The following is a 22,782-nucleotide window of genomic DNA, read 5'->3' as shown; positions in this document are numbered from 1 at the left end:
CCAAAAAGAAGCGGCCCGAAGGCCGCCTGAAAACTCACTTTCGTGAGATGGGGGATAAGGCGTGGCTCCTGCGTCGCCGGCTGCGGAGGGCGCCATCAAGACCTTCTACGAGCTTCTCATCGCGGTCGGAAAACTGCCCAGATCGCCCTGGTCGCTTGCATGCGCAAGCTGCTCATCACCCTTAACGCCATGGTTCGCACCAACACGCCGTGGGGCAATTCCCTTCATCTTGCTTGACTCGGAAGACGGTTACTCAGGAGAGCCCGAGCTTGTTCTCGCTGTAGCTGGCGAGCAGGTTCTTGGTCTGCTGGTAGTGATCGAGCATCATCTTGCGGGTTTTGCGCCCGATGCCCGATTCCTTGCAGCCGCCGAAGGCTGCATGCGCTGGATAAAGCGTGGTAGCAGTTGGTCCACACCCGCCCGGCCCATGCGGTAGGTCACGTTACCGTTGCAGCTCCACACCCATACGCCGGGCGAAGAGGAACACTGCGCCTCTTGGCGGGAAGGGCTGCCGCAGCTAGCGGCCGCGGGCGCGATCCTCGGCTTCCACCTCGGCCATCTCGTCGTCGTCGAACAGCCGCGACCGGGTCAGGAAGGCCTTGCCGGTACCGCCTTCCAGCGAGAAGGTGCCGCCCGTCCCTTCCACCACGTCGATGATCAATTGCGTGTGCTTCCAGTATTCGTATTGCGACGCGCTGATGTAGAACGGCACGCCGCCGATCTCGCCGAGATGGACGTCGTATGGGCCGATGGTCAGATCGGTGGGCAGGTAGCAGTTGGCGGCGCTGTTGTCGCAGCAGCCGCCGGACTGGTGGAAGATCAGTTCGGGGCCGTGCTCGGCCTTGAGCTGATCGATCAATTCGAGCGCCGCAGGTGTGGCGATGACGCGCTGGACCATGTTTTTTCCGCTCCGCAATACAAGTGTCGGGGGCAGCTGCCTGCCCCCGACCAAGCGCCCGCAAGCAGGCGCGGGAGGAGAGCCGTCTCAGAAGAACCCGAGCTTGTTCTCGCTGTAGCTGACGAGCAGGTTCTTGGTCTGCTGGTAGTGGTCGAGCATCATCTTGTGGGTCTCGCGGCCGATGCCCGACTCCTTGTAGCCGCCGAAGGCCGCGTGCGCCGGATAGGCGTGGTAGCAGTTGGTCCACACCCGCCCGGCCTGGATCGCCCGGCCCATGCGGTAGGCCACGTTGCCGTTGCGGCTCCACACCCCGGCACCCAGCCCGTACAGCGTGTCGTTGGCGATCGAGAGCGCCTCGGCTTCGTCCTTGAAGGTGGTCACCGCCAGCACCGGGCCGAAGATCTCTTCCTGGAAGATGCGCATCTTGTTGTGGCCCTTGAACAGCGTGGGCTGGATGTAGTAGCCCTCGCTCAGCTCGCCGCCCAGATTCGCCCTGTCGCCGCCGATCAGCACTTCGGCCCCTTCTTCCTTGCCCAGCGCCAGGTAGGACTGGATCTTGCTCATCTGCTCGCGCGAGGCCTGCGCGCCCATCATCGACTCGGTGTCGAGCGGGTGGCCGTGCTTGATCGCCGCCACGCGCTCGAGCACCCGCTCGATGAACTGGTCGTAGATGCTTTCCTGGATCAGCGCCCGGCTCGGGCAGGTGCACACTTCGCCCTGGTTGAAGGCGAACAGCACCATGCCTTCGATCGCCTTGTCGAGGAAGGCATCGTCGCGGTCCATGACGTCGGCGAAGAAGATGTTGGGCGACTTGCCGCCCAGCTCCAGCGTGGCCGGAATCAGGTTGTTGGCCGCGGCCTGGGCGATCACCCGCCCGGTCGAGGTCGAGCCGGTGAAGGCGATCTTGGCGATGCGCTTGCTGGTGGCCAGCGGCATGCCGGCTTCGCGGCCGAAGCCGTTGACGATGTTGAGCACGCCCGGCGGCAGCAGGTCGGCGATCAGCTCGACCAGCACCATGATCGAGACCGGCGTCGATTCGGCCGGCTTGAGCACCACGCAGTTGCCCGCGCCCAGCGCCGGCGCCAGCTTCCACGCCGCCATCAGGATCGGGAAGTTCCACGGGATGATCTGCCCGACCACGCCCAGCGGTTCGTGCAGGTGGTAGGCCACGGTGTTCTCGTCGATCTCGCTGATGCTGCCTTCCTGCGCGCGCAGGCAGCCGGCGAAGTAGCGGAAGTGATCGACCGTGAGCGGGATGTCGGCGTTGAGCGTCTCGCGGATCGCCTTGCCGTTGTCGACCGTCTCGGCGTAGGCCAGCCGTTCCAGGTTCTGTTCGATGCGCTCGGCGATCCTGAGCAGAATGTTGGCCCGCTCGGCCGCCGGCGTCTTGCTCCAGGCCGGAAACGCCGCGTGCGCCGCGTCCAGCGCCAGCTCGATGTCCTCGGCGGTGGAGCGCGCCGCCTGCGTGTACACCTGGCCGCTGATCGGCGTCACCACGTCGAAGTACCGGCCCTTGACCGGCGAAACCCAACGGCCGCCGATGAAATTGTCGTACCGCGCCTTGTGCTGCACCGGGGCCCCGGATTGACCGGGCATTGCGTAGATCATCTCGATGTCTCCTCGTGTAATGATGATGGTGGTTGGACAAATGTCCGCGTGGCGGTCCCCGTTCCATCTTCACGGGGTGCTGTAAACGATCGGGGGGCAACTGGCATCTAATGCCCGAGCACCTCCGGGTAGTAGCACATGTATCCCGTTCGGCAGTGCTGCTCGGAGGGCCTCAAGGCCTGCGCAAATTGCATGATGTGTTCATCGTCCTCCCCTGCCTCGGCGCGGTCGAGAACCGCCTTGACCATGCGCACGCTGGCCAGCTTCCTGGCCGTGGGCGCTTCCCTGCCGGCGATCTTCACGGCAGCGATTCCGCCTCTCAGCAGGATGGGCAGCGCGCACAGTCCGCAGGGGCCGAAGGGCATTCCCGCCGCATTCGTCGTGAATCCGCAGGAGAAGCGATACCAGAGCCATTTCCGGTATTCCTCGTCATTGTCGCGAAGCCTGTCGAGGGCGGGGCCATCCAGCTTTCCGCCGCTACGCCGCCTGTAGTGAGGGGGGTGATTGTCCAGGCAGATCGGGCCGCCCAGGTTCTGTGGCAGATGGAGTGTGGCGCACGCGCCTTCTTCGAACACGCAGCCATCGTTGAGGATGAAGGCTTCGATTTCGATGCCTGGCACTTCGGCGGCGATTTCGCAGGCCTCGCCAACCGTCACATCGCGCGGCAGGATCATCCGTGATGCACCCAGTTCCTTGCAAAGCCGAGCAGCGCTGCTGTTGCGGCAGGTCGCCACGGAACTGACGTGGATGCGCGACAGCGGCACGTGCTGGAACAATTCGCCGACCAGCCCCAAATCGGACACGATCAACGAGTCTCCACCGATTTGCAGGAAGGTGTCGGCGAGTGTGATGGTGGCCGCGATCTGTTCGTCGGTGTAGCTCTGCGCATTCAGGACCAGCGAGATCGAACCTCCGTGCCGATGCGCGACGTCGACGGCGCGGCGGAGCTCGGCATGATCACGCAAATTGCCCGACGGCCGCCGGTTGGCATTCACGGCACGGAACCTGCCGATCCATTCGTCCGGGACGAAGCCGCAATAAAACTCCCGGGCCCCGGCGCGCACCAGCGCTTCGGCTTCCTCCACGCTGGCAATGGGTGCGACGATCTTCATATTGCCTCCCCCGGCACGACGATCCGGCTGATGAAACCCTGCTCGACTGCGCTCCTCACGGCATCGAGCATCGTCGCCGAATGCTTGCTGATGATGGAATTGCCGACCTGATAGACCTCCCGTGTGTCACGGAAGCCGGGCCGTTCGAGTTGTGCACTGACCTTCAGGCATTCCTTCCTGCATTTGCGCCCGACGGCGAATCGCTCCGATCCCCGGATCGAACTCGATCCGATCCGGCACATCCTGCCCTTGGCAACGCAGGCAAATGGAACATGGACGCCGGTCGGCAGCGGCAGTGTGGAAAACGTGCCGGCATCGGTGGAGAGCGGCACGTCGATTTCCATTCGGCGGATGCTCAAACGGGCGAACATCGCCCGCAAGGGCCGCGGATCGAATCTGAACGTGACCGCCTGGCTGGCCTGGCCGAGCCGAGGATCCTTCATCATCCGGCACAGCAGCCGGCCGGCTATCAGGTGGAGTGCCGGAAAACGCTCGCGTACGAAATGCGCCGCGCCCCAGTCGTTGACGATCACCTCGCTGCCATCCGGAAGGGATGGCAGCAATTCGCCGAGATCCCGGATGAGCTGTGGCGAAGCGATCGGTGTGAGCAGGCACACGCGGCAGTGCACCGCCTGCGCATGGGCGATCGCTTTCTCCCAGGCCCTCAGCCCAGGCAGAAGGTGCTCGCAGAACTCGCTGCCGACGTACAGGTGGGTGGGCGTGAAGTTCGCGAGCCATGAGGCCAGCTCAGTGTCGCCCAGCGCGGCCTGCCAGTAGGCGTGCCGGGTGGAGGGGTTGCCGACTTTGGCAAGCGACATCGGGTTGACCATCGATACCGCAAGTTCGAGGGGACTTCCTCCGAATCTTTGCGGCTCGATACTTTCGACGATCGATGCTGTTGCGGCCATGTTTGTCTGCCCCCGGTGCTGACCCGTCCAATGCGGGTCGAATTGCTGCTGGCGGGAAAGGGCCGGCCGGCGGGGCCGACGCATCCAGCCTTGATGCGAGTTTTGCGGCATGTTAGGGCTGGGCAGGAGCGGGAGGTATCGTGAAACGGCCATAGCGTCTGGCTGGCGCTATCAAGAATCGGCCAGACGCCGAAGCGGGGCGCCGCTTGCTCTTGCGACGCCCCGACCACGGACCTAATCTTGAAAAAGCCGGCGGAATAACCGCCCCCTGGCGAGTGATCGTGCGTACCGGAGGCCGCATCCATGCGGCGGCGCTTGAGGAGACGAATCCAGATGATGAACACTGGCCTGCCCCTGGGCCAGGCGGCATCGCGCTGGTCGACCGAGCGATGTTCCGTCATCCCCACCGACGACCCCTGTGTGCATGCGGCCAGCCTTCGGGACTGGATGCAGGACTACTTGCAGCTATCGGCGGGGCCCTTTCACGGCGAGATCATCGAAACGACGATCGGGCCGATCCAGATCTTCCGCGAGACGATCTGGCAATGCGTGGACGAGAAGGCCAACCCGCGGCGCAACAGCTACACGATCGGCGTGCCGGTCTATATGGAGGAAGGCGGCTACTGGCAGGGCTACCACGTGGCGCGCGACTCGCTGATGATGCTGCGCCCCAACGAGGAGCTGCATTTCCGCACGCCGAAGAAGTCGACGATCCTGGTCGTGGTCATCGACCGCGACGTGTTCGATGCCTTCGCACGCGATACCACGGGACGGGACGCGCCATTGCCGATCTCGGGCTCGCACACGCGCGAGCTGCCGGAGGCGGTCGCCCACCCCTTGCGGGTGTCGCTGAAGGAAGTGCTGTCGTCGGCGGTATCGACGCCGGAGGTGCTGGAGCACGAGGGCTCGATAAAGGCAATGGTTGAGACCATCCTGAGCGCCGTGCTGCACGCGGTACTGGCATGCTCAGCGGAAAGCGAGGCGGCGCGCAGCAGCCATTTCGTGCAGCGCTCAATCGTCGAGCGTGCCCGGCAATACGTCCTTGCCAACCGTGAGAGTCCGCCGACGGTCACCGAGCTGAGTGCCCATCTCAAGATGAGCCGGCGGGGGCTGCATCACGCCTTCATGAACGTGCTGGGCATCAACGTTGTCACCTTCTTGCGCTACGTCAGGCTTCATGGAGCGAGAAAGGATCTGCTGATGGCGGGTCCCGAGGGCTCGGTAAATGGAATAGCTTGTAAGTGGGGATTCTGGCACATGGGTATGTTTTCCGCCTATTACAAAGCTTTGTTTGGCGAACTGCCATCTGCGACACTGCGCAAGACACCCTGTATTTCCATCACGCCGGGGCACTGATCAGCGCGGAAGCCTCTGGCGCGAACCGAGCACCTATGCTCTCCCTAGTTTCGACGCGGTGCGGGCCGGTTACCAGGTGCAGTGATCCTTGGTACAGCGGCTTATGGTTGCGGATCGCCAGTTTCGCGCGCTCGTCGGCTTCGCGCCGCGACACCTGGATGAACTTCATTGCCGGCAGCGTCTCGACCAGGAAGCTCGACACGTCAGCCGCGCGCTCGCGCACCGTGCGCGTGCGCGTGCGCGCTTCCACCTTGCGCCGCATCCAGCGCAGCCAGGCCGCCTCGAGCGGCACCAATACCAGCACCAGCAGCGACAACTGCCACGACAGGCTCAGCATCAACACCAGCGCGCCGACCAAGCCGATGACGCTGCTGACCGCGGCGAACAGGCTGTCGACGGCGAAGCACTGGAGCTCCACCACATCACCCTCCAGCCGCCGCATGATTCAGCTCGCGACCAGCGCGCCGTGCTCCCGCCGCGCCACGCCGGCCCGCTCCAGTTCCTTGACCAGCCAGGCGGCCAGCGCATCGGGGGTCAGGCCGAGGAAGCGCCGATTGGCCTCGCGGTACAGCGGCGTCTCGTCGAGATGGCGCGGCAATTCGTCGAGCGCCATGCTGCGCACGTCGAGCAGCCTGAAGGTGATGCAGGCGCGGATGGCGTTGCGCGCCATGCGCGCGCCGTCGGCCTCGAAGGCGCGCAGGCGGGCGAAGGCGCGTTCGAGCGCATCGTCGAATTCGGCAAAGGGCGCACCGTGGCCGGGAACGACCACGTCCACCGCCAGCCGGCCGATGGCTTCGAGCGTGCGGCGCGTCTCGCCGAGCGCATCGCCGGTGCCGAGCACGTCGGCGAACAGGATGCCGAAGCCGTCGCGCCACAGCGCGTCGCCCGACATCAGGATGCGGCGCTCGGCGTTGTAGTAGGCCAGTGCGTCCATGTCGTGGCCGGGCGTGGCGATGGCCTGCCATTCCAGCTCGCCGGCGACGAAGCGCCCGCCCGCTGCGAGCGTGGCGTCGGCCCGGAAAGGCTCGCCGGCCTGGTCGATGACGCTGAGCAGCAACGCGGTCTCGTCCCAGTCCGCCACCGCCTGCGCCATGCCCTTCGGCACCGTGATGCTGCAGCCGAAGGCGCGCTGCACGGCGGCGTTGCCGCCGATGTGGTCGGAATGCGAATGGGTGTTGACCAGGCGGCCGAGCTGCCGGCCTTCGAGCGCGGCGTGCAGCAGCGCCACGGTCTGCGCCGCGTGCGTGACGTAGCCGCTATCGATCAGCGTGGCTTCGTCGCCGTCGAACAGCAGCACGTTGTTGGCCGACAGCCAGCCGCGTTCGAGCACGCGCAGCGTATCGGGCAGGCGCGGCGGTGTGCTCAAGCCTCGTCCTCTTTGGTGGGCGCTACACCGACAGCCGGCGCGTCGACAACCACTGCATCGGCAGCCGGCGATTCAGCCGCCGGCGCACCGTCCCCGGACGCTCCGCCGGCCTGCGGCGCGGCTTCGGGCGTGTCCGTCGTGCCGTAGATCTCGTCGGCCGTGCGGCCGCAGCCCAGGCAGACGCCCGACTCCCAGTCGATCATGCAGACGCCGACGCACAGCGCATCGCCACTCATTCGCGCACCTCCACCGGCTGGCCGGCCTCCTCCAGCCACACGCGGCGCTCGGCCACGGCGGCGAGGATGGACCGGCGGTCCTCATCCGTCGTGCGGCTCCAGCGTGCGATCTCCTCGATCGTGCGCTGGCAGCCTTCACACCAGCCCGTTTCCGGGCTCATGCGGCAGACGTTGATACAGGGCGAAGCAGGATTCATGGCGACTCTCTCGGTGGGGCGCGGACGGCGCATGCATGTGCACCGTCTCGTGGATGGCAGGCCGGATTATGACCGAGTCGGCGCAGGCCGGGCCAAAACGCCGTCGCGGCCCGCCCTCCCCCAGGCCCTGAACGGGCGCCCCCAAGCCGGGCGCACCTGACCGCAATACCGTTCGTTCAAGCAGGAGCCTCTTTCACCGTAGGAGCGGCTTCAGCCGCGAACAAGCGCCTTTCGCGGCTGAAGCCGCTCCTACACGACGAGCGAAATCTCCCAAGTGAACGGCATTGCTCCTAACCGGGTGTCCTCTTCCACAAAGGGCGGGGGCATCCGGTGCTACATGCAGCCCGCCTTCGCCCGCTTGGCCAGCACCGCGCGCGCCACCCGCGACGCCGGCTCGCGTTCCAGCTGCGCGCTGATCCAGGCCGCCACGTCGACCAGCGCGTCGAGGTCGATGCCGGTATCGATGCCCAGCCCGTTCAACAGCCAGACCACGTCCTCGGTGGCGACGTTCCCCGACGCGCCTGCCGCATACGGGCAGCCGCCCAGGCCGCCGACCGAGGCATCGAACACCGCCACGCCCATCTGCAGCGAGGCGTGGATGTTGGCCACCGCCATGCCGTAGGTGTCGTGGTAGTGGCCCGCCAGCCGCTCGGCCGGTACCCGGCGCATCACCGCGTCGAGCATGCGCGCGATGCTGGCCGGATTGCCGGTGCCGATGGTGTCGCCGAGCGATATCTCGTAGCAGCCCATCTCGCTCAGCGTCGCCGCCACCTCGGCCACCGCCTGCGGCGCCACTTCGCCTTCATAGGGACAGCCGGCCACGCAGGACACGTAGCCGCGCACCCTGACGCCCGCCGCCCGCGCCGCCTCGGTGACGGGGCGGAAGCGTTCGAGCGATTCGGCGATCGAGCAGTTGATGTTCTTGCGGCTGAAGGATTCGGAAGCCGCGCCGAACACCGCCACTTCGGTCGCACCGGCGGCCAGCGCAGCCTCGAAGCCCTTCAGGTTGGGCGTCAGCACCGGATAGGCGACGCCCGGCGCGGCGGCAGCCAGCACGCGGCTCAGCACTTCGGTGTTGTCGCCCATCTGCGGCACCCACTTGGGCGACACGAAGGAGGTCGTCTCGATCGCCTTCAGGCCTGCCGCCTCCAGGCGGCGGACGAGCTCGACCTTGGTATCGGCGGACACCAGCCGCTTTTCGTTCTGCAGCCCGTCGCGCGGCCCCATCTCGACGATGCGGACTTTCCCTGGAAGCTGTTTCATTTCATCCCATCCAAGCAACACGTTTTCATATGGGCAAGTGCTCTCGCAACATTGCAAAGGCTATTCACACATCCTATCCTCAGCCGCTTCCCGATGAGGCCGCGCAAGCAATGGTGATCCAGTTCGCTCTCAGTACCCTGCTCGTGACATCGCTCCTTGGCTGCGCCGGGCTTCCGACCCATTCGAATCCCCCTCGGTATCTCGACGAGGTTTTCGTCAAGGATTTCCGTTCCATCGCTCCGCTCGACTGCACCACGGCCGACGTTGCTCTCACCCACACGGAAGCCGCGACCTTCTTCAGCCGCGCCCGCGTACTGAGCTCACGGCAAATTGCCGACAACTACCCGGTCGCCCCGTGTTTCGTGGAGGGCACCCTGCGCGCGGACGGAGAACGCTGCGACTGGCGCATCACCGCAGCAGCAACCGGTTTCATTCGCTGCGGCCCGAATGAATGGCACTTTGCCTGCGACGACTGCGGCGAGCTCTTCAGCGACTGAGCCTCCTCTTCGGCTCCGCTTCATCGTCCATCCACAGCGGCAGTCCGGAACGCGCAGACGAAGCGTCCGACGACGGGCAAAGCCCCCCCTCAGGCGGTCTTCACTTCTTCGAGCCCGAGCGTTTCCTTCATCTTCTGGCGGATCAGGAACTTCTGGATCTTGCCCGTCACCGTCATCGGGAAGCTGTCGACGAACTGGATGTAGCGCGGGATCTTGTAGTGCGCGATCTGGCCCTGGCAGAAGGCGCGCACGTCGTCCTCGCTGATCGAGCCTTCCTCGCGCAGGATGATCCAGGCGCACAGTTCCTCGCCGTATTTCTGGTCGGGCACGCCGACCACCTGCACGTCGAGGATCTGCGGATGGGCGTACAGGAACTCCTCGATCTCGCGCGGGTAGATGTTCTCGCCGCCGCGGATCACCAGGTCCTTGATGCGGCCGACGATGTTGCAGAAACCCTCGTCGTCGATCACCGCGAGGTCGCCGGTATGCATCCAGCCGGCAGCGTCGATGGCTTCCCGGGTCCGGGCCTCGTCGCCCCAGTAGCCGAGCATCACCGAGTAGCCGCGGGTGCATAGTTCGCCCCGCATGCCGCGCGGCACGATGCGGCCTTCGCCATCGACGATCTTCACCTCCAGGTGCGGCATGATGCGGCCGACGGTGGACACGCGGCGGTCGATGGGGTCGTCGGTGCCGCTCTGGAAGCTGACCGGCGAAGTCTCGGTCATGCCGTAGGCGATGGTCACTTCGGCCATGTTCATCTTGTCGATGACGCGCTTCATGACCTCGATCGGGCAGGAGCTGCCGGCCATGATGCCGGTGCGCAGGCTGGAGAGATCGAATTCGGCGAAGCGCGGATGGTCGAGCATGGCGATGAACATCGTCGGCACGCCGTACAGGGCGGTGCATTTCTCCGCCGCGACCGCCTCCAGCACCGCCAGCGGCTCGAAGGCCTCGGACGGATACACCATGGTGGCGCCGTGCGTCAGGCAGCCGAGGTTGCCCATCACCATGCCGAAGCAGTGGTACAGCGGCACCGGGATGCAGAGGCGGTCGCCCGGCACGAGCTTGATCGCCTCGCCGACGAAGAAGCCGTTGTTGAGGATGTTGTGGTGCGACAGCGTGGCGCCCTTGGGATGGCCGGTGGTACCCGAGGTGAACTGGATGTTGATCGGGTCGTCGAACTGCAGCCGCTCGCCCAGCCGCTCCAGTTCGGCCAGTTCATCCTTGGCCGGCGGCGCCAGCAGGTCGTCGAAACTGATCATGCCGGCGGACTTCCCGGCGCCCATCCGGATCACCATCTCCAGCGTCGGCAGGCGGTGGCTGCGCAGCAGGCCCGGCTCGCAATGGCCCAGTTCGGGCGCGAGGTCGGTGATCATCTCCAGGTAGTCGCTGCTCTTGAAGGCCGGCGACAGCACCAGCGCGCGGCAGCCGACCTTGTTCAGCGCGTATTCCAGCTCGGTGCGGCGGTAGGCAGGGTTGATGTTGACCAGCGTCAGGCCGGCCTTGGCGGTGGCGAACTGGGTCAGCGCCCATTCGGCATTGTTCTGCGACCAGATGCCGATGCGCTCGCCCGGCTTCAGGCCCAGCCGCATCAGGCCGCAGGCCAGCGCATCGACGCGGCTGCGCAGCTGCGCGTAGGTCAGGCGCAGATTCTGGTGGCGCACCACCAGCGCCTCGCGCTCGGCGTGGCGGGCGCAGGCTTCGTCGAAATGGCGGCCGAGAGTCTGGCCGATCAGTTCCTTGCCGGTCGAACCGTGCACGTAACTCGGGATGTTGCTCGTCATCTTCGTCTCCTTTGATCCTCATGGCTGCGCCGGCTCTTGGAGGCCGGCTGGCAGCGCTCGATACTCCCCCGGTCCGGAATCCTCAGGCGGCCGCGGCCGCCTCGAACTCGACCAGTTCGGCGCCGTCGCCCACCTGGTCGCCGACGGCGAAGCGGAAGGCCTTGACCGTGCCGGCGGCGGGCGCGGTGATGGTGTGCTCCATCTTCATCGCCTCCAGGATCAGCAGCGGCGCGCCCTTCTCCACCCGGGCGCCTTCGGCCGCGACCAGCGCGATGACCTTGCCCGGCATCGGCGCCAGCAGACCGCCTTCGGCGCCGCCGCCCTCGCCGCTGTGGTGCAGCGGGTCGACCGCGGCAAGCTGCCAGGCACGGCCGCGGACAAAGACGTGGCGGCGGCCGGCGGCGGCGATCACGGTGGCATCCATGCGCGTGCCGTCGAGCTCGACGCGCAGCAGGCCACGCGGATTCAGCTCGCCGCGCGCCTCGACCACCCGCCGTTCGCCTCCTTCGCCACCGAGCGCAAGCCGCCAGGCGCCGGGCAGGTAGGCGACTTCGACCGCGTGCTCGGCCTCGCCGTGGCGGAACAGCAGCGTGCGGTGCGCGGTGGCGTTCATGCGCCAGCCGTCGCGCGCATGCCAGGGCGAATGCGCGTCGGCGCTGCGCTGCGCGCGCTTGCCGGCCAGCGCCGCCTCGCGCAGCAGTTCGGCCAGCGCGGCGATCTGCAGCACCTCGTCGGGCAGCGCCAGGTCTTCAGGGAAGAGGTAGCTCTTTTCGCGCTCGATCAGGCCGGTGTCGAGATCGGCGCCGGCAAACGCCGGGCAGGCCACCAGCCGCGACAGGAAGTCGATGTTGTTGGCCACGCCCGCCACGCGGTAGTCGGCCAGCGCCTGCAGCATGCGCGCCAGCGCGCGGCTGCGGCTCGATTCGCCGCCCTCGTCCCAGACGATGAGCTTGGCGATCATCGGGTCGTAGTGCGGGCTGATCTCGTCGCCCTCTTCCACGCCGGTATCGACGCGCACGTGCAGGCCTTCGGCCGGCGGCGCCAGATGGATCAGCCTGCCGGTGGAAGGCAGGAAGCCCTTGGCCGGATCTTCGGCGTAGATGCGCGCTTCCAGCGCATGGCCGCGGATCTGCAGCTGCTCCTGCGCCAGCGGCAGCGGCTCGCCGGCAGCGACGCGCAACTGCCATTCGACCAGGTCCAGCCCGGTGATCATCTCGGTGACGGGATGCTCGACCTGCAGCCGGGTGTTCATCTCCATGAAGTAGAAGGAGCCGTCCTGGTTGGCGATGAACTCCACCGTGCCGGCACCGACGTAGCCCACCGCCCTGGCGGCGTCGACCGCCGCCTTGCCCATCGCCGCGCGGCGCTCGGGCGTCATGCCGGGCGCGGGCGCTTCTTCCAGCACCTTCTGGTGGCGGCGCTGCACCGAGCAGTCGCGCTCGAACAGGTAGACCACGTTGCCGTGGCTGTCGCCGAAAACCTGGATCTCGATGTGGCGCGGCCTGGTGATGTATTTCTCCACCAGCACGTGGTCGTCGCCGAAGCTGGAGGCCGCCTCGCGCTTGCAGGAGGCCAGCAGGTCGATGAAGTCTTCCGCCTTCTCGACCAGGCGCATGCCCTTGCCGCCGCCGCCGGCCGCGGCCTTGATCAGCACCGGGTAGCCGATGGCGTCGGCCTGCCGATGCAGCAGTTCTGACGTCTGGTCGTCGCCGTGGTAGCCGGGCGTCAGCGGCACGCCGGCCGCTTCCATCAGCTTCTTGGCTTCGGACTTGGAGCCCATGGCACGGATCGCCGACACCGGCGGGCCGATGAAGACGATGCCTTCGCGCTCGCAGGCCTCGCAGAAGTCCTCGTTCTCGGACAGGAAGCCGTAGCCGGGGTGGATGGCCTGGGCGCCGGTCTGCTTCGCCGCGGCGATGATCCTGTCGATGACGAGGTAGCTCTCGCGCGCCGCCGCCGGGCCGATCAGCACCGCCTCGTCGGCCAGGCGCACGTGGCGGGCCTTGGCGTCGGCCTCGGAATAGACCGCGACGGTCTTGATGCCCATGCGGCGGGCGGTCTTGATCACCCGGCACGCTATCTCGCCACGGTTGGCAATAAGGATCTTGTCAAACATGTGTGCTCTCCACGGTGCAACCGCCCGGGCATGCTGCGCATGCAAGGCGATTTGACTTCGTCGCTGCGCCGCTGCGCGGCTGGCCGCCTCTATTGGCAATCAATATCTTGTCGAACATCTTGTCTCCCCCAGGTTTGAGTCTTCATGTCGCGGTCGGTCACATTGCGGCAGGCCGGGGCCTTGGCCGGAAAATGCGTTTGAGGAAACGCCACAGCAAAACGATGAGCACGATGGCGCACAGCACGAACACCACCAGGCCGAAGGCGAACCACAGCGGGTGGTTGAACATCAGCCACAGCCCGCCGATGAAGATCCCGTCCTCGCCGAACGAGGCCATCAGGTTGCTCACCGGCTCCGGCGAGGTGTTGAGCGCGGCCCGCGCGCCGGCCTTGGCGAAATGGCTGCTGGCCGCCAGCGAGCCGCCCAGCAGCGCGCCGGCAAGCTGCAGCGCGGTGCCCTGGTCGCCCATCACGCCGGCGGCCAGCGCCGCGCCGGCCGGGATGCGGATGAAGGTGTGCAGCGCGTCCCACAGCGAATCGAGCCAGGGCAGCTTGTCGGCGAAGAACTCGGTAAACAGCATCAGGCCGGACAGGCCGAGCACCCAGGGATGGGTCAGCGCCTCCAGCCCGCCCGGCAGATGCACACCGCCCCAGCGGCCCAGCGCGCCGAGCACGAACACCAGCGCATACAGCCGCAGGCCGCTTGCCCAGCCCAATCCGGCCGCCAGCACCGCCAGCGAGGCCACGTCCAGCGGCAACCCGCTCCAGTCCAGCAGCGGCGTCAGGCTGCCCAGCCCGGCGAACCATCCGGATAGGGTGTCCACCTGCGTCGCCTCCGGCGCCGCTCAACCCTGCTGCCGCGGCACCCAGGCCGCCGGGCGCTTGGACAGGAAGGCGTCCAGGCCTTCGCGGGCCTCGGGCGTGGCGCGCAGGCTGGCGATGCGGCGCGCGGTGTCCTGCACCAGCGCATCGTCCACCGGCCTGTTCGCCACCGCGCGGATCAGCTCCTTGCCCGCGGCCTGCGACTTCGGCCCGCCCTGCAGCAAGGCCTCGACGACGGCCCGCACGCGGGCGTCGAGTTCGTCGCCGCCCACCGCCTCGTGCGCCAGCCCCAGCTCGGCCGCGCGCCGGGCGTCGATGCGCTCGGCGGTCTGGAAGTAGCGATAGGCCTGGCGCTCGCCGATGGCGCGGATGACGTAGGGGCTGATTGCCGAGGGGATGATGCCGAAGCGGACTTCGGACGTGGCGAACACCGCCTTGTCGCCGGCGATGCAGATGTCGCAGGCGCTCGCCAGCCCCATGCCGCCACCCAGCGCCGCGCCATGCACGCGGGCGATGGTCGGCCTGGCCATGCCCGCCAGCGTGCGCAGCATGCCGGCCAGCTTCATCGCGTCGGCGAAGTTGTCCGCTTCGCTCGCCTCGCCGGCGGCCTTCATCCAGTTGAGATCGGCGCCGGCGGAAAAGCTCTTGCCGCGCCCCGCCAGCACCACCACGCGCACCGCGTCGTCGGCATCCAGCGCCTGGCAGGCTGCGGTGAGATCGGCGATGAGCTGCGCGTTGAAGGCGTTGTGCACATCCGGACGGTTCATCCAGATCGTCGCCACGCCGCCGTCGCGTTGGATTTCGAGCGTTTCGTACATCATGTCTCCTTGCCTCGCGGGCGTTTCGGCCCCTTTTCGGTTTCAGCTCTTTTCCGCTTCGAACCAGTTTTCCAGTTGCAAACCCCGGAAGCATTCGAAGTCGCGGGTGTTGCGCGTGACCAGGGTCAGCTTGCGGGTGGCGGCCGTCGCCGCGATCTGCGCGTCGAGCAAGGGCGGCGGACGCCCGATGGCGGCCAGGCGCGCACGCTCGCAAGCCAGCCAGTACGCCGCCTCCGCGTCGAAGGGCAGCACCGGCAGACCGCCGCCCTTGAACATCTGCCCGTAACCGTCCCGCAGATAGCGGCCGCGCGCGGTGTCGCCGAGCAAGGCCACGCCCGACCACAGCTCCAGATAGACGACGCTGGAGGTCGCGCATGCGGCCTCGTGCGTCCGCGCGGCAGCCGCCAGGACAGCGTCCGGCCTCGGCCGCACCAGTTCGGACAACACGTTGGCATCGAGCAGATACTTCACCGCTTGCGTCCCTGCTTCCGGCCGAACCCGCTTGCGGATTCCGCTTCCGCGGCATGCAGGCCCTGCGCGGCCTCGAGATCGGCGTACTCGGCCGCGCCGAAATCCACCCGCGGCACGTAAGGCGCGCGATCGCGCACCGCGTCCAGCTCGGCATCGGTGAGGCCTTCGATCCCATCCGGCAAGCCTGTGCGCCAGATGTCGAGCCGGCTCATCCAGGAACTTGCCGCCCCGCGCACGCGCTCGTATTCCTCGAACGAGATCACCACCGCCACCGGCTTGCCGCGGCGGGTGATCGTCACCGCCTCGCCCGCCTCGGCCTGATGGACCAGCGCGGGCAGGCGGTTCCTTGCATCGGCAATCGAAATCATCGCGCACCTCGAAAATAGCCATTGACATGGCTATCTTAGTCCACGCTCTCGCGCATCACATCCGGAACACGCCGAACCGGGTCGGCTGGATCGGCGCGTTGAGCGCCGCCGACAGCGACAGGCCGAGCACGCGGCGGGTCTGCGCCGGGTCGACCACGCCGTCGTCCCACATGCGCGCGGTGGCGTAGTAGGGATGGCCCTGGGCTTCGTACTGGTCGCGGATCGGCGCCTTGAAGGCTTCCTCTTCCGCGGCGCTCCAGCTGCCGCCCTTGGCCTCGATGCCGTCGCGGCGCACGGTGGACAGCACGCTGGCGGCCTGCTCGCCGCCCATCACGCTGATGCGCGCGTTGGGCCACATCCACAGGAAGCGCGGGCTGTAGGCGCGGCCGCACATGCCGTAGTTGCCGGCGCCGAAACTGCCGCCGATCAGCGCGGTGATCTTGGGCACCTGCACGGTGGCGACCGCGGTGACCATCTTGGCGCCGTCCTTGGCGATGCCGCCATTCTCGTACTTGCGGCCGACCATGAAGCCGGTGATGTTCTGCAGGAACAACAGCGGAATGCCGCGCTGGCCGCACAGCTCGATGAAGTGCGCGCCCTTCTGCGCCGACTCGCCGAACAGGATGCCGTTGTTGGCGACGATGCCGACCGGATAGCCGTAGAGCTGGGCGAAGCCGCACACCAGCGTGCTGCCGTAGCGGGCCTTGAATTCGTCGAAGCGCGAGCCGTCGACCACGCGGGCGATGATCTCGCGCACGTCGAAGGGCTTGCGGGTGTCGGTGGGGATGATGCCGTAGATTTCTTCCGGGTCGTACAGCGGCTCTTCGCCCTGGCCCAGCGCCAGCCCGATCGGCTTGGTCCGGTTGAGGTTGGAGACGATGCGGCGCGCGAGGTAGAGCGCGTGGGCATCGTTCTCGGCCAGGTGGTCGGCCACGCCGGACAGCCGGGTGTGCACGTCGCCGCCGCCGAGGTCCTCGGCGCTGACGACCTCGCCGGTGGCGGCCTTCACCAGCGGCGGGCCGCCGAGGAAGATCGTGCCCTGGTTCCTGACAATGACGGTCTCGTCGCTCATCGCCGGCACGTAGGCGCCGCCCGCGGTGCAGGAACCCATCACCACCGCGATCTGCGGGATGCCCTGGGCCGACATGTTGGCCTGGTTGTAGAAGATGCGGCCGAAGTGGTCGCGGTCGGGGAAGACTTCATCCTGCTTGGGCAGGAAGGCGCCGCCCGAGTCGACCAGGTAGATGCAGGGCAGGTGGTTCTGCTCGGCGATTTCCTGCGCGCGCAGGTGCTTCTTGACTGTCATCGGGTAGTAGGTGCCGCCCTTCACGGTGGCATCGTTGGCGACGATCATGCACTCGACGCCCTGCACCCGGCCGATGCCGGTGATGACGCCGGCGCTGGGCGCCTCGTCGCCATACATGCCGAAAGCCGCCATCTGGCCGACTTCGAGGAAGGGCGTGCCGGGGTCGAGCAGGTGGCCGACGCGGTCGCGCGGCAGCAGCTTGCCGCGCGCGGTGTGCTTCGTGCGCGCCGCCTCGCCGCCACCCAGGCTGATCTGCGCCGCCTTGGCGCGCAGGTCGTCGACCAGGCCGCGCAGGCTGGCCGCATTGGCCTGGAATTCTTCACTGCGCACGTTGATGGCAGATTTGATCGTACTCATGTCCCCTCGTCCTCGTGTCTTGTCCATCTTGTCTATGAGGCGCCGCAGCCAGCACACTGCGCAAGACTAGCGCCGCAGGCCGTGCCGCGAGTGCCAAGAAGGTCGCAATTCATGCCATCACCGGGCGGAGCGATGCATTGCGGAAATCCGGCAGCCAGCGCCACCCGCTCCGCTCGCAGCCTATGCACCGCCATGCCTGCGCACATGAATCCGACCGCCGGCAGGCGAGCCGCGCGGGGAATCGATCCGGCCAGGGACCTGCCTAGCGGGCGATGATCATCCGCGTCACGAGCTCGGCAGCATTATGAACCCCCAGCTTGCGCATGATCGCCGCGCGGTGCACCTCGACCGTCCGCGGAGATATCCCCATCGCCAGTCCGATCTCCTTGCTCGTATGGCCATTGACGATATGGCGCGCGACCTCGCGCTCCTTCGGCGTCAAGGCCGAAGAACTCGGTGTCCGGTCCTTCAGGTGCTCGAAGGTCCACACCATCAGCAGGAAGGGCTCTGCCGCCACCAGCGTACGGCCGCGCGCACGAACCCAGATGATCTCGCCGTTCTTGCGCTGCATGAAGCGTTCGTCTTCGTAGCGCGGGCAATTGAGGAGCCAGCGGCTCCAGCGTGAGCCGATCTTCTCGAAGTCGATGTTCGAGGGGTACAGCAGGCGGGTCGATTGCCCTTCGAGATCCACCCGGTTCCAGCCGAACAGCAGTTCGATCTCGGTGTTCACCCTCAGGATGGTCCGGTTGGACGTCACCATGATGCCGACCGGCGCATCCATGAAGCCGGTCAGATTCAGGGTCTCGTCCGGAAGATTGTTGTAGCTCATGCCGCGTCCTGGGCGCATCTAAGTAATTTCTACGTATGAATCTACGTAGTTTGACGCATAGCCGCCAGCCCCCCGCAAAAGCCAAACTGTTTGGCAGGAGGAGAGACATGACACCTGACATCTACATCACAGGCTCGGGCCATACCCGTTTCGGCCGGCTGGAACAGACGCTGGAAGAACTGATCGTCGAGGCCGCGCGGGAGGCCCTGTCGGAGGCCGCGATCGCCGCATCGGAAATCGATGCGGTTTTCCTGGGACACTTCAACTCGGCGCTGGTGCCCGACGGCTTCGCCTCATCGCTGATCCACCAGGCCGATCCCGCGCTGCGCTTCACCCCCGCGATGCGCTGCGAGAACGCCTGCGCCTCGGGCTCGGCGGCAATCCACGCCGCGCTGCACATGATCCGCGCCGGCCGGGCGCGGCAGGTGCTCGTCGTCGGCGCGGAGAAGATGACCCACCGGTCGACCGGCGACGTCACCACGGCGCTGGCCGGCGCCGGCTACCAGAACGATCCCGCGGAAGCGGCGCTGAGCTTTCCGCAGGTTTTCGCCATCGCCGCGAAAGCCTACGCCGAGCGCTACTGCGATCCGCTCGATGCCATGGCGCGCATCTCGGCAAAGAACCACGCCAACGCGCTGAACAATCCCCTTGCGCAGATGCGCAAGGCCGTGTCCTACGAGTTCTGCCGCGAAGTGAGCGACAAGAACCCGCTCATCGCACCGCCCCTGCGGCTGTCCGACTGCTCGCTGATCTCGGACGGCGCGGCGGCGATCGTGCTGTCTTCGGCCGATGCGGCGGCCAGCGCGAAGCGCCGCGTGCGCATCGCCGCCGCCGAGCACGTCTCGGACTTCCTGCCGATGTCGCGGCGCGACTTCCTCGCCTTCGAAGGCCCCCGGCGCGCGATCGCACAAGCCTACGCGGCAGCGGGAATCGGCGTGGGCGATCTCGATTTCGCCGAAGTGCACGACTGCTTCACCCCTGCCGAGCTGCTGACGTACGAGGCCATGGGACTCGCGCCGCAAGGCCAGGGCGCACGGGTGCTCGAAGAGGGCACGGTGTTCGCCGACGGCCGCACCCCGGTGAACCTGTCGGGAGGGCTCAAGGCCAAGGGGCATCCGGTGGGCGCCACGGGGGTCTCGATGCACGCCCTTGCCTTCCGCCAGCTCACCGGGCAGGCCGGCGCCATGCAGCGCAAGGGCGCGCAATGGGGCCTGGCCTTCAACATGGGCGGCACGGCGGTGGCGAACTACGCCTCGCTGCTGAATGCCGATCGCGCCTGAGGCTCGCATGAACATCGCCAACTGGCTTCATCAGGCGGCGCTCGCCTGGCCGCACAACCCCGCGATCTTCGACGGCGTCCGCCTGGCCCACAACTACGCGGGGCTGCTCAAGGCGGTGTGCGACCGCGCACGCCATCTTGCCGACCGGCACGGGATCGGCCCCGGAGACAGGGTCGCGCTCTTCAGCCAGAACGCGCCGGAATACATCGAGGTGCTGCACGCCTGCTGGTGGATCGGCGCGGTCGTGGTGCCGGTCAACTACAAGCTGCATCCGGCCGAGGCGGAATGGATCATCTCCAACTCGGGCGCACGCCTCGTCCTCACCGACCAGGGCGATGCCTTTTCCGGCCACTCCGGTTTCGTCGAGGAGGCGCTCTCGGCCCCCGTCGCCAAGGGCGCGCCGGTGACGGCGCCACGCCCGGCCGGCGACAAGGACATCGCCTGGCTGTTCTACACCTCGGGCACGACCGGCAAGCCCAAGGGCGTCATGCTCAGCCATGAGAACCTGCGGAACATGACCTTGTGCTACAGCCTGGACGTCGATACGCCCGCCGCCGGAGACCACATGCTCTATGCCGCGCCGATGTCGCACGGCGCGGGGCTCTACATGTTCGCGCAGATCCGCGCGGCCGGCGCCCATCTGGTGCCCGCATCGCGGGGCTTCGACTGCGCCGAGATCATCCAGCTCGCCCAGAGCAAGGGCAATCTGGTGTTCTTCGCCGCGCCCACCATGATCAAGCGCCTCATCGCCGCGGCCCGGGCGACGGGTTACGACGGCTCCGGCATCCGCACGATCACCTACGGCGGCGGCCCGATGTACGCCAATGACATCGACGAGGCGCTGGAGGTGTTCGGGCCGCGTTTCGTGCAGATCTATGGCCAGGGCGAAAGCCCGATGACGATCTCGGTCCTGCCGCGCAAGCTGGTCGCGGACCAGAGCCATTCGCGCTGGCGCGCCCGCCGGAACTCCGTGGGCCATGCCGCGGGCTGCGTGCGGCTCGCGATCCTCGGCCCGGACGGCGCCGAACTGCCTGCGGGCCATACCGGCGAGATCTGCGTGCAGGGGCCGACGGTGATGCTCGGCTACTGGCAGAACCCCGAAGCGAGCGCGGAGACCCTGCACGGCGGCTGGCTGCACACCGGCGACCTCGGCCATTTCGACGAAGACGGCTTCCTGTACCTGACCGACCGTTCCAAGGACCTGATCATCTCCGGCGGCACCAACATCTATCCGCGCGAGGTGGAAGAAGCGCTCCTGCGCCATCCGGCCGTCTTCGAGGTAGCCGTGATCGGCGAACCGGAGCCGGAATGGGGCGAACAGGTGGTCGCCCACATCGTGCCGCAGCCGGGCCAGAACGTGACCGAAGCGGAGCTGGACAGCTGGTGCCGGCAGCAGATCGCCTCGTTCAAGCGGCCGAAGCGCTACGTCTTCGCCACGGAACTGCCCAAGAACAGCTACGGCAAGATCCTGAAGACCGAATTACGGCACGCAGCCCTTCGAAGCACACGTTGACAACGACCGACGGGAAAGACCCCCGCACCAACAACCAAGGAGGAGACCATGAAAAGACGTGATTTTCTGAAGACCGGCGGCGCGCTTGCCGGCGCCGGCATGCTGGGCCTGCCGGGCCTGGCCCAGGCCCGTACCTCGATGAAGTTCGACAGCTACGTCACCGAGAGCGCGGGGCCTTCGTGGATCGACCGCTGGTTCCTCGACGAGCTCCAGAAGCGCTCCAACGGCGACGTCGCGGTGAGGTATTACTGGGCCGGCAGCCTCAACAAGGCCGGCGAGCATCTCGGGGCAGTCCGCGACGGCACCTCGGAGATCACCATCATCTCGCCGGGCTACTACCAGGCCGAGATGCCGGTGACGCGCGGCCTCGAATGGTATTTCCGCGTCGATCGCGCCGACACCCTGCAACAGGTTTGCCGCGACACCTACGACAACTTCGAACCGCTGCGGCAGGAGTGGGAACAGCGCCACAGGTGCAAGGTGCTGTACTGGACCAACTGGAACTACGCCCCCCTGGTGATGCGCAGGCCGATCTCGTCGCTGGCCGACCTGAAGGGCAAGAAGATCCGCGCCTACGGCGTTGCCACCGACGTCATCGAGCGGCTCGGCGGCATCGCGGTGCCGATGGTGGCAGGCGAGGTCTACCAGTCGCTCGAACGCGGCGTGCTCGACGGCGTTTACGGTTTCGACTTCGTCACGGCCGTCGCCTACAAGCTGCACGAGATCGCGCCCAACTTCTACGACATCGGCGACGGCGCACATGCCCCCGCGCTCACGGTGATGAACAAGCGGACATGGGAGAAGCTGTCCCCGGCCAATCAGCAGATCTGCACCGATCTCGCCAACGAGCTGTATGCCGGCAAATTCGCCGAGATCTACGAAAACGTGCTGACCGACTACGTGAAGAAGGCACTGGCCGAAGGGGTGAAGTTCACTTCGCTTCCCGGTGCCGAGAAAGAGCGCGCGCGCGCCATCGTCCAGCCTGCCCAGGTCGACAAGTGGATCGACGAGGTTGCCAAACCCAATCGCATCGACGGCAAGGCCATGCAGGACGTGATCGAGCAGGCGATCGCCAGGCATGCGCCCTCGGGCAAGCTCAAGCGGCCGATCGAAATCGCGACGGGCCTGTAATCATGTCCGTCCTCGACCGCCTGCTGACGCGCGTCGCTCACGCGATGAGCTGGGTGGCGCTCGCCTCCCTCGCCTTCATGATGCTGGCCATCACCATCGATGTCCTTGCCCGCGCCCTGAGCGGGCGCGCGGTTCCGGGCCTCTTCGAACTCTCGGAGCTGTCGATGGCGCTGGTCGTCTTCATGGGGCTGGGCGCGACCCTGCTCGACGATGGGCATATCCGCGTGACCCTGCTGACCGACCGGCTGCCGAAGCCGCTCGGCCGTCAATTCACTGCGCTCGGCTGGGTCTTTGCGGGACTGACCTTTGCCCTGCTCGCGTGGCCTGCGACGAAAGAAGCCGCCTATTCGGTTTCGATCTTCGAGTTCCGCTGGGGCGCGGTACAGATGCCCATCTGGTGGGCCAAGGTCATCGTCGCCGTCGGACTCTGGTTCGCCGCGCTGCAGGCGCTCATCCACGCCGCCCTCATCGCGCTCGACCGCCTGCCCCCGCAGCGCCGCGTGAGCGCCACCTCCGTCACCCACTGAACGGCGGGCGCGGGATCCCA

Annotated in this window: 22 protein-coding genes and 3 pseudogenes; 7 read left to right on the top strand and 18 right to left on the bottom strand. The window is 66.9% G+C overall.

Features of this window, described 5'->3' with window-relative positions:
* Positions 1 to 91 precede the first annotated feature (91 nt).
* Positions 92 to 237 (top strand): annotated as a pseudogene (locus TBU01S_RS25215) (IS110 family transposase); the annotation flags it as partial.
* Positions 238 to 253: 16 nt separating this feature from the next.
* Here TBU01S_RS25215 and TBU01S_RS23815 read toward each other — a convergent pair.
* The 5 genes and pseudogenes from TBU01S_RS23815 to TBU01S_RS09065 form a co-directional block, all read right to left on the bottom strand.
* A pseudogene (locus tag TBU01S_RS23815) lies at positions 254 to 471 on the bottom strand (aldehyde dehydrogenase family protein); the annotation flags it as partial.
* A 46-nt stretch (positions 472 to 517) separates the two neighbouring features.
* Positions 518 to 898: a DUF779 domain-containing protein gene (locus tag TBU01S_RS09080; protein ID WP_068636318.1), complete on the bottom strand. Its 381-nt coding sequence runs from the start codon at positions 896 to 898 to the stop codon at positions 518 to 520.
* An 87-nt stretch (positions 899 to 985) separates the two neighbouring features.
* Positions 986 to 2,506 carry an aldehyde dehydrogenase gene (adh, locus tag TBU01S_RS09075; RefSeq protein ID WP_068636317.1) on the bottom strand — a complete coding sequence of 507 codons (1,521 nt, stop codon included), beginning with the start codon at positions 2,504 to 2,506 and terminating at the stop codon, positions 986 to 988.
* A gap of 107 nt (positions 2,507 to 2,613) precedes the next feature.
* Positions 2,614 to 3,618: a U32 family peptidase gene (locus TBU01S_RS09070; RefSeq protein WP_068636316.1), complete on the bottom strand. Its 1,005-nt coding sequence runs from the start codon at positions 3,616 to 3,618 to the stop codon at positions 2,614 to 2,616.
* Positions 3,615 to 4,526, bottom strand: a complete 912-nt coding sequence (locus tag TBU01S_RS09065; RefSeq protein ID WP_245650879.1) for a hypothetical protein — start codon at positions 4,524 to 4,526, stop codon at positions 3,615 to 3,617. The genes TBU01S_RS09070 and TBU01S_RS09065 overlap by 4 nt, the downstream gene beginning before the upstream one ends.
* A 333-nt stretch (positions 4,527 to 4,859) precedes the next feature.
* On the opposite strand from TBU01S_RS09065, the gene TBU01S_RS09060 reads away from it, so the two are divergent.
* The gene (locus TBU01S_RS09060) at positions 4,860 to 5,882 is read left to right on the top strand and encodes a helix-turn-helix domain-containing protein (RefSeq protein WP_068636314.1); all 1,023 of its coding nucleotides are present in this window, start codon (positions 4,860 to 4,862) and stop codon (positions 5,880 to 5,882) included.
* Positions 5,883 to 6,000: 118 nt separating this feature from the next.
* Here the strand turns inward: TBU01S_RS09060 and TBU01S_RS09055 are convergent.
* From TBU01S_RS09055 to TBU01S_RS09040, 5 genes and pseudogenes are all read right to left on the bottom strand, one after another.
* Positions 6,001 to 6,327, bottom strand: a pseudogene (locus tag TBU01S_RS09055) (ABC transporter transmembrane domain-containing protein); the annotation flags it as partial.
* Positions 6,328 to 7,248 (bottom strand): MBL fold metallo-hydrolase, encoded by a 921-nt coding sequence (locus TBU01S_RS09050; RefSeq protein WP_068636312.1) that lies wholly within the window; start codon positions 7,246 to 7,248, stop codon positions 6,328 to 6,330.
* Positions 7,245 to 7,484 carry a DUF1289 domain-containing protein gene (locus TBU01S_RS09045; protein ID WP_068636311.1) on the bottom strand — a complete coding sequence of 80 codons (240 nt, stop codon included), beginning with the start codon at positions 7,482 to 7,484 and terminating at the stop codon, positions 7,245 to 7,247. The genes TBU01S_RS09050 and TBU01S_RS09045 overlap by 4 nt, the downstream gene beginning before the upstream one ends.
* A complete protein-coding gene (locus TBU01S_RS22980; protein WP_083953525.1) occupies positions 7,481 to 7,681 on the bottom strand; it encodes a DUF1289 domain-containing protein in 201 nt (66 codons plus the stop codon). The genes TBU01S_RS09045 and TBU01S_RS22980 overlap by 4 nt, the downstream gene beginning before the upstream one ends.
* 333 nt (positions 7,682 to 8,014) lie before the next feature.
* Positions 8,015 to 8,944, bottom strand: coding sequence for a hydroxymethylglutaryl-CoA lyase (locus TBU01S_RS09040; RefSeq protein ID WP_068636310.1), 930 nt, complete (start codon positions 8,942 to 8,944; stop codon positions 8,015 to 8,017).
* A gap of 110 nt (positions 8,945 to 9,054) precedes the next feature.
* Here TBU01S_RS09040 and TBU01S_RS09035 point away from each other — a divergent pair, with 110 nt between their 5' ends.
* Positions 9,055 to 9,441 carry a hypothetical protein gene (locus TBU01S_RS09035; RefSeq protein ID WP_068636309.1) on the top strand — a complete coding sequence of 129 codons (387 nt, stop codon included), beginning with the start codon at positions 9,055 to 9,057 and terminating at the stop codon, positions 9,439 to 9,441.
* Positions 9,442 to 9,530: 89 nt separating this feature from the next.
* Here TBU01S_RS09035 and TBU01S_RS09030 read toward each other — a convergent pair whose 3' ends face one another.
* The 8 genes from TBU01S_RS09030 to TBU01S_RS08995 all read right to left on the bottom strand — a co-directional run bounded on the left by TBU01S_RS09030 (position 9,531) and on the right by TBU01S_RS08995 (position 18,311).
* On the bottom strand, positions 9,531 to 11,225 hold the full coding sequence (locus tag TBU01S_RS09030) for an AMP-binding protein (RefSeq protein WP_068636308.1): 1,695 nt from the start codon (positions 11,223 to 11,225) through the stop codon (positions 9,531 to 9,533).
* An 82-nt stretch (positions 11,226 to 11,307) separates the two neighbouring features.
* Entirely contained in the window at positions 11,308 to 13,341 is a 2,034-nt protein-coding gene (locus TBU01S_RS09025) for an acetyl/propionyl/methylcrotonyl-CoA carboxylase subunit alpha (protein ID WP_068636307.1), read from the bottom strand.
* A 157-nt stretch (positions 13,342 to 13,498) separates the two neighbouring features.
* Positions 13,499 to 14,164 carry a DUF4126 domain-containing protein gene (locus TBU01S_RS09020; protein WP_217999587.1) on the bottom strand — a complete coding sequence of 222 codons (666 nt, stop codon included), beginning with the start codon at positions 14,162 to 14,164 and terminating at the stop codon, positions 13,499 to 13,501.
* 21 nt (positions 14,165 to 14,185) lie between these two features.
* Positions 14,186 to 14,983, bottom strand: a complete 798-nt coding sequence (locus TBU01S_RS09015; RefSeq protein WP_068636306.1) for an enoyl-CoA hydratase/isomerase family protein — start codon at positions 14,981 to 14,983, stop codon at positions 14,186 to 14,188.
* 39 nt (positions 14,984 to 15,022) lie between these two features.
* Positions 15,023 to 15,451, bottom strand: a complete 429-nt coding sequence (locus tag TBU01S_RS09010; protein ID WP_068636305.1) for a PIN domain-containing protein — start codon at positions 15,449 to 15,451, stop codon at positions 15,023 to 15,025.
* Positions 15,448 to 15,819 carry a type II toxin-antitoxin system Phd/YefM family antitoxin gene (locus TBU01S_RS09005; RefSeq protein ID WP_068636304.1) on the bottom strand — a complete coding sequence of 124 codons (372 nt, stop codon included), beginning with the start codon at positions 15,817 to 15,819 and terminating at the stop codon, positions 15,448 to 15,450. The genes TBU01S_RS09010 and TBU01S_RS09005 overlap by 4 nt, the downstream gene beginning before the upstream one ends.
* Positions 15,820 to 15,874: 55 nt before the next feature.
* Positions 15,875 to 17,482 (bottom strand): carboxyl transferase domain-containing protein, encoded by a 1,608-nt coding sequence (locus TBU01S_RS09000; RefSeq protein ID WP_068636303.1) that lies wholly within the window; start codon positions 17,480 to 17,482, stop codon positions 15,875 to 15,877.
* Between the two features lie 262 nt (positions 17,483 to 17,744).
* On the bottom strand, positions 17,745 to 18,311 hold the full coding sequence (locus tag TBU01S_RS08995; RefSeq protein WP_068636302.1) for a LuxR C-terminal-related transcriptional regulator: 567 nt from the start codon (positions 18,309 to 18,311) through the stop codon (positions 17,745 to 17,747).
* A 107-nt stretch (positions 18,312 to 18,418) separates the two neighbouring features.
* Here TBU01S_RS08995 and TBU01S_RS08990 point away from each other — a divergent pair, with 107 nt between their 5' ends.
* Genes TBU01S_RS08990 through TBU01S_RS08975 form a run of 4 tightly spaced genes read left to right on the top strand, consistent with a single transcriptional unit; the run spans position 18,419 to position 22,762 of the window.
* A complete protein-coding gene (locus TBU01S_RS08990; RefSeq protein ID WP_068636301.1) occupies positions 18,419 to 19,591 on the top strand; it encodes a thiolase domain-containing protein in 1,173 nt (390 codons plus the stop codon).
* Between the two features lie 7 nt (positions 19,592 to 19,598).
* Positions 19,599 to 21,104, top strand: a complete 1,506-nt coding sequence (locus TBU01S_RS08985; RefSeq protein WP_068636300.1) for a class I adenylate-forming enzyme family protein — start codon at positions 19,599 to 19,601, stop codon at positions 21,102 to 21,104.
* A 48-nt stretch (positions 21,105 to 21,152) separates the two neighbouring features.
* A complete protein-coding gene (gene dctP, locus TBU01S_RS08980) occupies positions 21,153 to 22,235 on the top strand; it encodes a TRAP transporter substrate-binding protein DctP (RefSeq protein WP_068636299.1) in 1,083 nt (360 codons plus the stop codon).
* 2 nt (positions 22,236 to 22,237) lie between these two features.
* A complete protein-coding gene (locus TBU01S_RS08975; protein WP_068636298.1) occupies positions 22,238 to 22,762 on the top strand; it encodes a TRAP transporter small permease in 525 nt (174 codons plus the stop codon).
* Positions 22,763 to 22,782 lie beyond the last annotated feature (20 nt).

The organism is Thauera butanivorans NBRC 103042 (assembly GCF_001591165.1).
Taxonomy (GTDB): domain Bacteria; phylum Pseudomonadota; class Gammaproteobacteria; order Burkholderiales; family Rhodocyclaceae; genus Thauera; species Thauera butanivorans.
Note: the sequence above shows the minus strand (reverse complement) of the source record. Positions and strands in the feature narration are given on the sequence as shown.